The following is a 12742-nucleotide window of genomic DNA, read 5'->3' on the forward strand; positions in this document are numbered from 1 at the left end:
ATCCTTTCAATATAGCTTGAAAGGAGAATTCTATGAGACAATTATGTAAAGTGTTAAAGCGTCTATTTGTTATATGTATTGGGGTTATCTTACTTGTGTCAGTATCTGTTTTTCTATACCATAACTATCAATTAAGTAAGGAATCAGCATTCATAAAAAATAAGGGAACATTCGTTAATTTGAATCCTAAAAAAATGAATGTATATAGTGAAGGCAGCGGTGAGGATACATATGTATTTATGTCTGGATCTGGGATAGCTGCTCCTGTTTATGAATTAAAGGGACTATATAGTAAGTTTTCAAAAGAAAACAAAATTGCTGTTATTGAAAGAGCTGGTTATGGATACAGTGATGTTTCTCACGATGACAGAGATATTGATACAATATTAGAACAAAGTAGAAAAGCGCTCATACAAAGTGGAAATAAACCTCCGTATATATTAGTGCCACACTCTATCTCAGGTATCGAAGCGATTTACTGGGCACAAAAATACCCAAATGAAGTAAAAGGAATTATTGCTGTAGATATTGGTTTACCTAAGCAGTACGTAATTCATAAAACGGGGCTAGTGGATTCATTAAAAATAAGAGGAATAAATATTTTAACGAAACTAGGTGTACACCGTCTTATTCCTTCTGTTACTTATAATCCCGAAGTGATTCGGCAATCTTTTTTAACTGAACATGAAAAAGAAATATATAAAGCGCTATCATATAAACAATTTTTTAATGATGATATGGAGCAAGAGTTTTTACAGAGCTACAATAATGGTAAAAAATCAGTTAACCTACCGTTACCAAAAGAAACACCTATTTTATTTTTAGATGCGATCGCTGAGCAAAATAAAAATTCGAAATATACAAAACAAAAAAACAAGGATTATGAGGAGTTTGCAGGCCAATTATTAATCGCAGATGTAATGAAAATTCAAGGTACGCACAGCATTTATTTATACGAGCCTGATGAGATATATAAGCTTGCTATGGATTTTATCAATAAAAAAGTAGAAAAAAATTAAGAGATTTTTATTTTAAAAATGAAAGGTCTATGTGATGAATGGATATAAAATTTTAATTGTTGAAGACGATTTAATGATTGGAGATGTATTACAAAAAATTTTGCGACGCGAAGGGTATAATGTATGTTGGAAGAAAGATGGGAAAGAAGTTATTGATATCATCCATGAGATAGATTTAGTCATAATGGATATTATGTTGCCAGGTGAAGATGGCTATCAAATTACAAAGAAAATAAAGAATCTGGGATTAAATATTCCAATTATTTTTTTATCCGCTCGAAGTGATATGGACAGCAAACTTCAAGGTTTGACAATTGGAGAGGATTATATGATAAAACCATTTGACCCTAGAGAACTATTATTAAGAATGCAGAAAATGCTAGATAATCGATATGGTACTTTTACACAAATCAAACATTTATATATTGATTCTGAGCATAAAAAAGTTTTCAATCATAACTTGCATCATGAAGTTGCTTTTACTGCGATTGAGCGTAAAATATTTTTCTATTTATATGAAAATAGGGATCGTATTTTGACCAAAGAACATTTCTTTGATTATTTATGGCAACTTGAAGATCGGAATCAAAATATCGTGAATGTGCACATAAAAAAAATAAGAACAAAGATTAATGATAACACAGGTGAAATTATTCAAAATATATATGGAGAAGGGTATAGATTAAATACCTATATAAAGAAATGAAATTAAAGAAAAAATACCAGTTTTTGTTGTTCTCAGCTGTTATAAGCGTACCATTTTTATTACTATTGATTAGTATCTTGATGTCAGTCATTTATAATATTGCTTTTAAAACGAAAAATAATGACATTCCTTTTCATGAATCTTTTGCATATCCTACAATGCTTGTCGTATTTTTTTTATCACTATTATTGTTAGCCGTTTTATTTTCGAAATCCATTCATTCACTATTAAATAAAATAAATATATTGAATAAAACCATTCGAAATTTAGCCAGTGATGAAAAAATTCCGAATAAATTAGATGTTAAAAACAACGATGAAATAGGGGAACTCATTAGGTCGGTAAATTTATTAATTGAAAGAACTACATATCGAGAATTAGAACTTAAACAACAAGAGGAAATAAAAAAGGAACTTTTAAATAAATTAAGACATGATATTAATACACCTTTAACAGCTGTTAGGTTACAATTATTCTATTTAGAAGGTCAATATCATGATCAATCGCCAATACTAGAGTCATTATATCAACAAATACAGTATATTGCTGAATTAACCAATGAATTTAACTTACAATCTACTGATAAATTAGAGAGTTCTTATGTTGTAAATCATGAGGTGAATATACATCATTTATTAGAAGCGATGGTTAAAAAGTGGGACTATTTGTACAGTATTCATGATATTGAATTAATATATAATCCAATAAATAACGATTTAATATGGACGAGTAACGATTTATGGATTCAAAGGTTATTTGATAACATTTTTCAGAACACGTTAAATCATTCAAAAGCTAAAAAACTTGAGATAACCATTGAAAATCATGTTGTTTCTATTAGGGATAATGGAATTGGTTTCGATATGAATGAGAAAAGTGCAGGGCTAGGGTTAAAAATCATTCAAGATATATCTAGAATGCTCGATATAAAATATACGTTACAATCAAGTGAAGACGGGACTATATTTTGTTTTACAACAAGTGAGAAAAATATATAGAGTTTAACAATATTATTTCGAATCTACATGAAGAAAGCTTTCGCATTTTGTGAAAGCTGTTCTTTCGTTGCAAAGTCTATTTTTTTATTTTATAATTTACTTACCGACCGTTAAGTAAAAAAGGAGTAGCTATGGCAAAAAATTTACAAACATCAAAAAATATAGTAGAAGCAGCTTTTAAACTGCTGGCAGAGCAGGGCATTGAAAAGATGAGCCTGTCTATGATTGCAAAGGAAGTTGGAATATCAAAACCAGCTATTTATTATCATTTTCCATCTAAAGAAGCGTTAATTGATTTTTTATTTGAAGCAATTTTTGCAGATTATTATTTCTCAGCGTACTTTGCAAAAGAGCAGTACACAAAGAAGAATTTTGAAGAGCGATTAATAGAAGATGGTCTGCATATGTTATCAGAATACGAAGAAGATCCAGGGACACTCCGCGTGCTAAATGAATTTATTTTAACCGCAGTACGAAATGAAAAGTATCAGAAGAGATTATTTGAAGTGCAGGAAGATTTCTTAAACGGTTTTGCAGATTTACTAAAGAAAGGTGCAGACTTAGGCGTTGTTTCAAAAGAAAAAACGGAAGAGAAGGCCCATATGTTAGCATTAGTGATTGATAATATGAGCAATTCGATGTTAATGGGATTCAAATTAAATTATAAAGATATTTGGACTGAGAGTGTGAAAAGTGTGCGAGTAAGTAGATAAGCACAAATTGAAAAACTGATAAAAAGCTTTCTTTTTAGGGGGAAGAGAGGATCCGCCCATGGCTAGAAGCGGTCAGAGCCCTTTTTGACCCCATGCTGAGTGAGAACAGAAGGAGATCTCTTTTGTTTTCGAAGTCGCGATGTGGATGCTCGGAAATCAATGAATTGGTAGAGAGGAGCGAGAAATATGAAATTTCGAAAAGATTGGTGGCTTGGTTTTCTTGGGTTCATTGGAGTGTATAAACTGCCGAATGTAATTGATGCGTTTCAAGGCGAGAAGGATTGGACGTCATTGATTGGACTCATTTGGTTTATTTGGTTCGGTTATTTCATCCCAGAGAAGAAAGAGGATAAAAAGAAAGAAATGTAAAGGAATGTTTCTCTTTTCCTGTAAAGTTTTGTAAACTTATAGAGTAAGATAATTTGTATATTCGATTTTTAGATTTGGAGTGATTAGATGCAGCCATTGGAAAATGAAATTCATCCTGATATGGTCAAAGTTTGGAAAGCTCGTGTTTTAATTGAGCTAGGTATAAGTATATTAGTCATCCTTGCTTATCTCTTTTTCATGATTAAGTTCAATTGGTGGGCTTGGATCTTGTATGTTCTTATTGGATTGACGGTTGTGTATACACCGTTTGACTATTTTATCTTTCCGAAAATACGTCAGCGTTACTATAGCTATCGGTTAAATGATGAAGAATTAGAAATTCAGCACGGTATGTTTACAGTTAAGCGTGTATTAGTTCCAATGATTCGTGTACAACACGTTACAATTGAACAAGGACCAATTATGAGAAAACATGGTCTAGCAGAATTACAAATTTCAACAGCAGCTACTTCTCATAGTATTCCAGGTTTAAAGATGAGAGAAGCGGAACAGTTGAAGCGTCAAATTGGAGAACTTGCGAAGGTGAGTGATGAGGATGTATAAGAGGCAGCATCCGATCACGATGTTATTGGAATTAAAAATAAAAGACTTTATACCATTTATTATTTTTCTGTTTAGTTTAAAAGGGAAATTCCCGTTTTGGTATTTAGTGCCGTTAGGCTTTTTAGGGATTTCTATTATCTCAGTTATTGTGAATTGGTACTATAAAGTATACTGGATCGAAAATGATGTGCTGCACATTAAACAAGGATTGTTTGTGAAAAAAGAAAGCTATTTGAATAAAGAACGTGTTCAGACGATTAATACAAGTTCAAGTATATTGTATCAAGTATTAGGTTTAACAAAGCTAAAAATTGAAACAGCTGGCGGTGGTGACGAGCCTGAAGTAAGTTTAGCTGGTATTACAACTGATGAGGCAAAAACATTAATTGCGATGTTAAATGAACCGGCAGAAGGTCCTATAGAAATAGAAGAGAACCCTTCACAAATTCATGTGGAAGAGGAAAATAAAACGGAATATAAGTTGACTTGGAAAGAGATTTTATTAGCTTCTGTGACATCTGGGCAATTTGGTTTGTTATTTTCTCTATTGTTCTTTGTTTATTCCCAAGTAGATGAATATATCCCAAAATGGGTTGAAAAAAGGGTAGAAACATATGTAATGGATAATGATGTTTTTGGTTGGATTTATATGGTTGCGATATTACTTGTTGTTTCTTGGATCGTCTCCACGATAGGTTACGCTTTAAAGCATGCGAATTTTACCGTGCATCGGAAAAATGATGAAGTTCGCATTTCACAAGGGCTTCTAGAAAGAAAAGAACTTGTGTTAAAATTGCATCGTATTCAAGGGATTACGATAAAAGAAGGGATATTCCGTCAACCATTTGGTTACTGTTCTGTTCATGTGGAAGTCATTCAAAACAATGAAAAAGGTGAGGAGAATGTTACACTCCACCCGGTTATTCGAAAAGATCGCGTCGCAGAATTGCTTGCTCACCTGCAGTTGCCATATGAACTAAACTCTAATATTACAGCCTTGCCAAAAACGGCACTGCGCCGCTATTTGTTAGATGGTTTTCTTTTCTTTTGTATATTAGCAGTTCCGATTACGGGCGCAAGTATATATTTTGAAAAATACTTTATGATTTGGACACTGTTACCTTTGTTTGTACTACTGATGTCACTTGGTTATGCGACATTCCGTGCAGGTGGTTACAGGGTAGAAGAGGAACAGTTAACGCTTGTGTATCGTAATATTGCTAAATATACAGGATTAGTACGAAGAAGACATGTACAGTCAATCGAGAAAACGCAGTCTTATTTTCAGCGGGAAGCTCATTTATGTTCGCAGACGTTCTCTAGTGCATCCACAAATTATAAATTAGAGCATACGCGTTTAGAAGATGCAGAGCGTATGGTGGATTGGTATAAGAATAAATAGGATACAAGGGAAAAGTAGCACAGACGATTTTTTGTCTGTGCTACTTTTGGTTTTGCTTGGTAAATGATTGATTTGATAACTATATAAATCAGAATATTCATTTATTTGATTGTGATTATTATAATGATATGGGATAATTTAGTAAAACGAGATAGGATGAAGAGAATTGGGGTGATATCATTATGCTTATTTTTGTTGTATTGAAAGTGGTATTGAATTTTCTATTAATTGGATTGATTGTTTTACTTAGTATTACATGGACAAAAATAGAGAGGTTTTTGAATGAAACTCTATTGAAAGGTGTTTCTAAAAAAGCTAAAAATTTAATGCAAATGGTATTTGTGATGCTAATCGAACTTATGATTATATGTATCATTTCATTCAATTGGAGTATTTCGTTTCTTGATGCGTTGTTTGTGGGAAGCCTTGTCCTATTATGCTATGTATGGTTAGTACCTTATTCTATTCACTACAGGCAAAATATTGCTAGAGTAACTGACAAGCATTTTAGTGGAGGAGTAGAATTAGGTGAAGTGACCCCATATCGGATGAATTTTTCTGCATTCAATTTGGCGAGTTTAGGTTTTTCTGTAATTGGGATTATTGTTAATGTTTGTTATTATTATAAATATTTTTTATAGAAACAATTGTATTTAGAGTGTTAGTTTGTAAATATAGGCGTGAATAGAATGATTACTTTTATTCCAACTTATTTTTATGTAATATTACATAAAAATAAGTTGGAATTTTTGCTATAATATCATAATTGTATATTTCTAATCTTAATTAAGATGTTTCATAAGCAGAATACCTTTTAACTTGTTATTTGCAACGAGTAAATCTCCGTATCATATTGAGTATTTATTTTAGTTTTGCAGCGCCCTCGATGTGAATGCTTGATAGATAAATAGGTCAAGAGAAGGGGAATACTAGATTTATGAAACAGAATATAAAAGCTTTAGCTATGGCAGTTGGTCTAACAGTTATGGGATCAACAGTAGCTACTTATGCAAGCGCTGATACAGGTTGGAAACAAACTGGATCAGTATGGAATTACTATAATGGAAACGGCGTGAAACAAACAGGCTGGCAACAGGTAAATGGAGTGTGGTACTACTTTGGTGGAAGCGGAGCAATGCAAACAGGCTGGCAGCAGGTAAGCGGAGCATGGTACTACTTTAACGGAAGCGGAGCAATGCAAACAGGCTGGCAGCAGGTAAACGGAGCATGGTATTACTTTAACGGAAGTGGAGCGATGCAAACAGGCTGGCAGCAGGTAAATGGAGCATGGTACTACTTTAACGGAAGTGGAGCGATGCAAACAGGCTGGCAGCAGGTAAATGGAGCATGGTACTACTTTAACGGAAGTGGAGCGATGCAAACAGGCTGGCAGCAAGTAAACGGAGCATGGTACTACTTTAACGGAAGTGGAGCGATGCAAACAGGCTGGCAGCAGGTAAATGGAGCATGGTACTACTTTAACGGAAGTGGAGCAATGCAAACAGGTTGGATTCAAGATAATGGTAAAAAATACTATTTGGAAAGTAATGGTGTTTGGAACCCAAATGCTACATCTGTAAATAATAGTTCACGACCTGACGGGCGACTATTAGACGCATTTCAAAATGAAATAAAAACTCATATTAATAATCAAGAAGAAAATATAACGATGACATACAAATCCAAAAACTCTAATATTAATGAGGTTATGGATGCACTTATTAAAGAATACGATAAGGCAGTCGAATCTAACGAATACTTGAATTATAATATTGCGCGTGCGCAATATTATGTTCGTGGTATCCCAGGGAATTATACGTTTACAGTACAGATTACATACCGTGAATCCAAAGAACAAACGAATTATGTAAAGGCACAAGCGAAATCAATCGTCAAGTCCATTATCAAAGCTGGCATGGATGAACACGAAAAAGTAAAAGCAATTCATGATTATGTCGTAAAACACGTTTCTTATGATACTTCTTTTCAAGCTTATACAGCGTATGAAGCTTTAGCGAACCGCTCTGCGGTTTGTCAAGGATATGCATTATTAACGTATCAATTGTTAAAAGAGGCTGGAATAGAAAATCATATTGTAACAGGAACTGGAAATGGACAACCACATGCTTGGAATCAAGTGAAAATTGAAGGGAAATGGTACCATCTTGATACAACTTTTGATGATCCAATTCCTGATGTACAAGGACGAGTGGTGTATTCATACTATAACTTGTCTGATGAACAAATCGCTAGAAATCATCAATGGGATCGTAATAAATTTGCGGTAGCAAAAACAAACTATGCGAATGAATTGGCAAGTAAAATCCAGTCGGGTAGCCCTAAATCAGGGAAATATCAGGAGATTTTAAAAGTTATTAAACATTAAAGTTTAAGTTTTGATACAAACGCTTTAAAACACGTGCTTAGACATACGGATAGTATGAACCTGTAAAGATAAGGAATATCCGTATGAAAGAGTACATGTATTCACGTAGAGGGTGTTGCAAAACCCAAATAAATATTCTTACCAATAAAACTAGCTAAATATAAAATATATAGTGATTCAGTTTTTACGATAGTAGCGGCTGTTGGAGCTGCAATTAAGAAGTCAAATCATTACTCCAAAAACAAAAAACACTATTCTTTCTGTATCACGATAGAAAGTGTTGAACGATAATCCTTTATGTTTTATTTGTTATGAGAATAACAAATAAAACATAAAGGAATATTGGAATCAGTAACGAAATGTTCAATGAATGACGACGGTATTGGCTCTTCGATAATATTTTTCAGGAGATGATTGATTTGAAGTTGTTGCAAATAAGACTTTTGGTCAAAGATTTTAAGAAAAGTGCCATGTTTTACAGAGATATATTGGAATTTCCAGTGAGTTGGTACGAGGAAAATATGGAATATGCTCTTTTCAATAATGGGGAAACGAAAATTGAACTTGTATCTCGAAAAGTGATGACCGAATTGGTCAGAGAAAGAAATAAACCTTTAGAAGCTGAGCATCAATCAAAATTTTTGTTGCAATGTGAAGTTGAAGATGTCGATAAAACGTATAACCGTTTAAGAGAAAAAGGAATTGAATTTGTTAATGAACCGCATGATCGTAAAGAATGGCGAGCGCGTGTTGCGCATTTTCGGGACCCTGACGATAATTTAATTGAAATATATAAAATGCTGTAATTTGATTTGTCAAAATGGGGTTAGGTTAAACGATATTAAATAATCTTAGTAGCACAGTTCAATTTATTTGAACTGTGCTACTTGTGTTTGAAGTGGGAGATGCATATATTCAGTACGGTTTCAATTCTATGAAAAGAGGACCAGCTAAGAATAGCAGGTCCTCTCCACGATGGCAAAGAATAGTTCTTACTCTACTCTTTAGTTAAAATAATACACGATTATTAATGAGAATTCTAGGTTTTGTATATTGAGAAATAAAGAAAATGAATTTTAATAAAAATTCATTTTGTGGAAAAATAAAGCCCTAGTTTCCTAGGGAAATGGGTATACCTGCTCTTTTGTTGGTAAGGGAAGAAATGGGGTATTTGTGTTATTAACGGAATATTTAGTTTTATCGAGATGGAGAAGAGAGAAATTTATATTATATATTTGATGAAAAATTCTTTTATTAACAGTACCATTCCCAGAAAAAACAAGACTTCAAGTGAGAACCAGAACATACTTTTTTGTGGATTTTTAAATTCCATCATGACAGAGAAAAATAAATAAATTGCAATGAGCATGATAATAAAGAGACGGATTATATCAGCCATTTATAGCACTCCTAATATTTTAATGAGTTTTGTTATATAGTTATTTCCAACGTGATGGAATTTAAGAAGTGTCTTATCAGAATTTAAACAAAATAAAATAGAAAGCGTGGAATAACAATGGGCTTAAGAAGCCGAGGACTGGCATTTGAAATGCTTATTAATCTGTCTAATGAAATGTACCAAAGAGAGGGGAGGCACTTCACCTATAAACTAAGGATCCGACTTTTCAAGGAGGGGCTTGTTGAACTAAGCCCCATTATATGAATAGGCAAATATTAATTAACGAATTTTAGCCTTGCGGATACCATCAAATACATTGATTGCCGCAGATAATAGAAAGATGAAAATTGCGCCGCCAATTATCCGCGATTCAAATTGTTTAGCAGTAATATGAAACAAATCTGCTGTATACGTAAAAAAATCTTGATTCCATACACTTGGATTCGCCACGATTACAATGAATATAATGGTTCCAATAAGCTGGAGAGCGGTATTAAATATTGCGATTCCTTTTGTCCATTGCCTCTTCATTAATTTATAAATAGACAATGCGATTTCCAAAACGATCACAACAAGAACGAGTGGCCAATATTGAAGCAATACATCCTGATTAAAAGCTGAGGTTACAAAGTCGAGTCCATTTGTACTACCTCTATACATGCCTACAAGCTGATTTGCGTAAAAATAAACGGTTGCCCAAATAGCAGTCCATAATAAACTTCCAAATACTTCACATTTCGTAATAGCTTTTTTCTTAGGAATATAAGATATATTTTTCAAATTGTCCGCAGTCCATTTTGTAATCCTTGTTGTGAATGCGTGACTTGTTTTTGAATGATCGACCCGTTCTATAAGCGCGAAAACAAGTGTAAGCCAGAAAAAGACCTGCATACCTACCTCAATGATTTTCCATATACCAAAACTAATAATATCTAAAACTACATTTATTACTGCTTCTTCCCCACGATACCCTACAAAATACTCGGCAATGAGCGAAATTAGAGCAATAGTAGCAGCAATTGGTACAATCATTTTTAATAACGTGACATATGCTTCAAAATAGTGAGGGCCAATCAGATGCATTGGTCGATCGCGGTATTTACTAGCTAATATAGCGGGACTCCCTAATGTTTCAAGGACCACTTTTATATTTTCTTCACTGTAATCATCAAGTAACATATCTTCAATAGTTGATTTTAACTCGAGAGCGATATCTTCACGACTTTCTTCAGGCAGTCTTCGAGTCACTTCTTGTATATAAATCTCAATTAGATTCATCATCTTCCTCCTTTAACACCTTTAAGAGTTTTTTAGAATTGTCCATCCATTCCTTTTTTAACTGTAAAAAAATTTCTAAACCATATTCACTTAGAACATAGTACTTACGCGGCCTACTTTCAGAGGTATCCCAGCTACTTGTTACTAATTCTTGTTTTTCTAAGCGCCGTAGCAATGGATATAAAGTACTTTGATCAATATGAATACCTGACTGTTCTAACAATTGAACAAGTGAATATCCGTACTGGGGTTTTTGTAATTGACTTAAAACAGCTAACGTCAAAGTTCCTCTTCTAAGCTCTGTCGTTAATGAACTCAATAAAGTATTCATTCATCCACCTCTTTTCTTGGTGTATGTTATACAGTATCTGTTTTATACTATGCGTCACACACCATTATTGTTCCAACATCAATGTAAAAAATAATTTAGTGCGAAATACATATTCTCTGAGCGACATCGTTGTATTCTACATACTAAGAAAAATAACAATCTATAAATTTACATAAAATGTTTGTTTTACCTTGTTTTGTGTGATTGTGACATATTACAATTAAGGGGAAATAATATACATATTTCATAGATTTTTTAATTTGGAGTGATTACATGCAGCCACTAGAAAATGAAATTCATCCGAATATGCTCAAGGTATGGAGGATTCATGCTTTGATTGAGGCAGGGGTACTGGTAAGTATTGTTTTAGCATATCTCTTTTTTATGATTCAATTTCATTGGTGGGGCTGGTTGTTTGGTGTATTGGTTACCGTAACGATTGTATATGCACCGCTCGATTATTTTACCTTTCCGGCACTGCGTCAGCGTTATTATAGCTACCGGTTAGATGAAGAAGAGATTGAAATTCAAAAAGGGATGTTTGTTGTAAAGCGTGTGCTCGTTCCGATGATTCGCGTACAGCACGTAACAATTGAGCAAGGGCCAATTATGAGGAAATATGAGCTAGCAGAATTGCAAATTTCAACGGCAGCGACTGCTCATAGTATCCCAGGTTTAACAAAGAGAGAAGCAGAAGAGTTAAAACGAAGAATTGGGGAACTGGCGAAAGTGAGTGATGAGGATGTATAAGAGGCAACATCCGATTACGATCTTATTTGATATAAGAATTTCTAGTTTAATTCCTCTTATTATCATTGTGCTGCTTGATGAAGATGGGGTAGAGCCTTGGTATTGGTTTCCTATTTTTATTGTAGGATTTGTGTTAATTTTAGCCTTATTTTCATGTGTGAAATGGTACTTTAAAGTATATTGGATTGAAAATAATATTTTACATATAAAACAAGGAGTATTTGTTAAAAAGGAAAGCTATTTAAATAAAGAGCGTGTGCAAACCATTAGCACAGCTTCCAATATCATCTATCAGCTTTTTGAATTGACGAAACTCAAAATTGAAACGGCTGGTGGCGGCAGTGAGCCAGAGGTCACGTTAGCTGGTATTAAGGAAGAAGAGGCAAAAGAATTAATCGCCTTATTAAATAAAGTAGAAGCTGAGGAACCTTTAAAAGAAGAGGAGAGCTTGCCACAAGAAACAAACACAGCGATTTATCAGCTAACAGCGAAAGAAATTTTGCTAGCGTCTCTTACATCTGGTCAGTTTGGCTTATTATTTTCAGGGTTGTTTTTCCTCTATACACAGTTTGATAACGTTCTTCCTAAGTGGTTAATAGATAAGATAGAATCGTATGTGAAGGACAATAGTGTATATGAGTTGTTATACATGGGTGCTATTTTAATCGTCATCTCATGGGTCATTTCTACAATCGGCTATGCTTTAAAACATGCGAATTTTACCGTGCAGCGAAACGGAAATGAAATTCGTATTTCACAAGGGCTGTTTGAGAAGAAAGAAATGGTTTTAAAACTGCACCGAATTCAAGCGCTAACAATGAAAGAAG

General features: G+C 33.7%; 15 protein-coding genes and 1 pseudogene. 13 read left to right on the plus strand and 3 right to left on the minus strand.

Features of this window, described 5'->3' with window-relative positions; translation table 11 throughout:
- Positions 1–32: 32 nt before the first annotated feature.
- The 10 genes from KFD70_RS07290 to KFD70_RS07335 all read left to right on the plus strand — a co-directional run bounded on the left by KFD70_RS07290 (position 33) and on the right by KFD70_RS07335 (position 8963).
- Positions 33–1019, plus strand: coding sequence for an alpha/beta fold hydrolase (locus KFD70_RS07290; protein ID WP_431613071.1), 987 nt, complete (start codon positions 33–35; stop codon positions 1017–1019).
- Positions 1020–1053: 34 nt separating this feature from the next.
- Positions 1054–1725: a response regulator transcription factor gene (locus tag KFD70_RS07295; protein WP_431613072.1), complete on the plus strand. Its 672-nt coding sequence runs from the start codon at positions 1054–1056 to the stop codon at positions 1723–1725.
- Complete coding sequence (locus KFD70_RS07300; RefSeq protein WP_336450870.1) at positions 1722–2723, plus strand: sensor histidine kinase; 1002 nt, start codon at positions 1722–1724, stop codon at positions 2721–2723. The genes KFD70_RS07295 and KFD70_RS07300 overlap by 4 nt, the downstream gene beginning before the upstream one ends.
- Positions 2724–2854: 131 nt before the next feature.
- Positions 2855–3436, plus strand: coding sequence for a TetR/AcrR family transcriptional regulator (locus KFD70_RS07305; RefSeq protein ID WP_336450871.1), 582 nt, complete (start codon positions 2855–2857; stop codon positions 3434–3436).
- A 186-nt stretch (positions 3437–3622) separates the two neighbouring features.
- Positions 3623–3805 carry a hypothetical protein gene (locus KFD70_RS07310; protein WP_336450872.1) on the plus strand — a complete coding sequence of 61 codons (183 nt, stop codon included), beginning with the start codon at positions 3623–3625 and terminating at the stop codon, positions 3803–3805.
- Between the two features lie 87 nt (positions 3806–3892).
- Positions 3893–4369, plus strand: coding sequence for a PH domain-containing protein (locus tag KFD70_RS07315; protein ID WP_336450873.1), 477 nt, complete (start codon positions 3893–3895; stop codon positions 4367–4369).
- A complete protein-coding gene (locus tag KFD70_RS07320) occupies positions 4362–5771 on the plus strand; it encodes a PH domain-containing protein (protein ID WP_431613073.1) in 1410 nt (469 codons plus the stop codon). Before KFD70_RS07315 ends, KFD70_RS07320 begins: the two co-directional genes overlap by 8 nt.
- A gap of 182 nt (positions 5772–5953) precedes the next feature.
- Complete coding sequence (locus tag KFD70_RS07325) at positions 5954–6412, plus strand: hypothetical protein (RefSeq protein WP_431613074.1); 459 nt, start codon at positions 5954–5956, stop codon at positions 6410–6412.
- 296 nt (positions 6413–6708) lie between these two features.
- Positions 6709–8157 (plus strand): transglutaminase domain-containing protein, encoded by a 1449-nt coding sequence (locus tag KFD70_RS07330; RefSeq protein WP_336450876.1) that lies wholly within the window; start codon positions 6709–6711, stop codon positions 8155–8157.
- A gap of 419 nt (positions 8158–8576) precedes the next feature.
- A complete protein-coding gene (locus KFD70_RS07335) occupies positions 8577–8963 on the plus strand; it encodes a VOC family protein (protein WP_336450877.1) in 387 nt (128 codons plus the stop codon).
- Positions 8964–9379: 416 nt separating this feature from the next.
- Here KFD70_RS07335 and KFD70_RS07340 read toward each other — a convergent pair whose 3' ends face one another.
- The gene (locus KFD70_RS07340) at positions 9380–9556 is read right to left on the minus strand and encodes a hypothetical protein (protein WP_336450878.1); all 177 of its coding nucleotides are present in this window, start codon (positions 9554–9556) and stop codon (positions 9380–9382) included.
- Between the two features lie 117 nt (positions 9557–9673).
- Here KFD70_RS07340 and KFD70_RS07345 point away from each other — a divergent pair.
- A pseudogene (locus KFD70_RS07345) lies at positions 9674–9748 on the plus strand (Holliday junction resolvase RecU); the annotation flags it as partial.
- Between the two features lie 87 nt (positions 9749–9835).
- On the opposite strand, the gene KFD70_RS07350 reads toward KFD70_RS07345, so the two are convergent.
- Both KFD70_RS07350 and KFD70_RS07355 read right to left on the minus strand, forming a co-directional pair.
- Positions 9836–10834: an HAAS signaling domain-containing protein gene (locus tag KFD70_RS07350; protein ID WP_431613075.1), complete on the minus strand. Its 999-nt coding sequence runs from the start codon at positions 10832–10834 to the stop codon at positions 9836–9838.
- A complete protein-coding gene (locus KFD70_RS07355; protein ID WP_336450880.1) occupies positions 10821–11165 on the minus strand; it encodes a PadR family transcriptional regulator in 345 nt (114 codons plus the stop codon). The genes KFD70_RS07350 and KFD70_RS07355 overlap by 14 nt, the downstream gene beginning before the upstream one ends.
- Positions 11166–11438: 273 nt before the next feature.
- Here KFD70_RS07355 and KFD70_RS07360 point away from each other — a divergent pair, with 273 nt between their 5' ends.
- Both KFD70_RS07360 and KFD70_RS07365 read left to right on the plus strand, forming a co-directional pair.
- Positions 11439–11915, plus strand: a complete 477-nt coding sequence (locus KFD70_RS07360; RefSeq protein ID WP_336450881.1) for a PH domain-containing protein — start codon at positions 11439–11441, stop codon at positions 11913–11915.
- The coding region (locus KFD70_RS07365) for a PH domain-containing protein (RefSeq protein WP_431613076.1) at positions 11908–12742 on the plus strand (835 nt) is incomplete at its 3' end. The genes KFD70_RS07360 and KFD70_RS07365, both read left to right, overlap by 8 nt.

Source organism: Bacillus pfraonensis (genome assembly GCF_050768835.1).
In the GTDB taxonomy this organism is placed as follows: Bacteria; Bacillota; Bacilli; order Bacillales; family Bacillaceae_G; genus Bacillus_A; species Bacillus_A pfraonensis.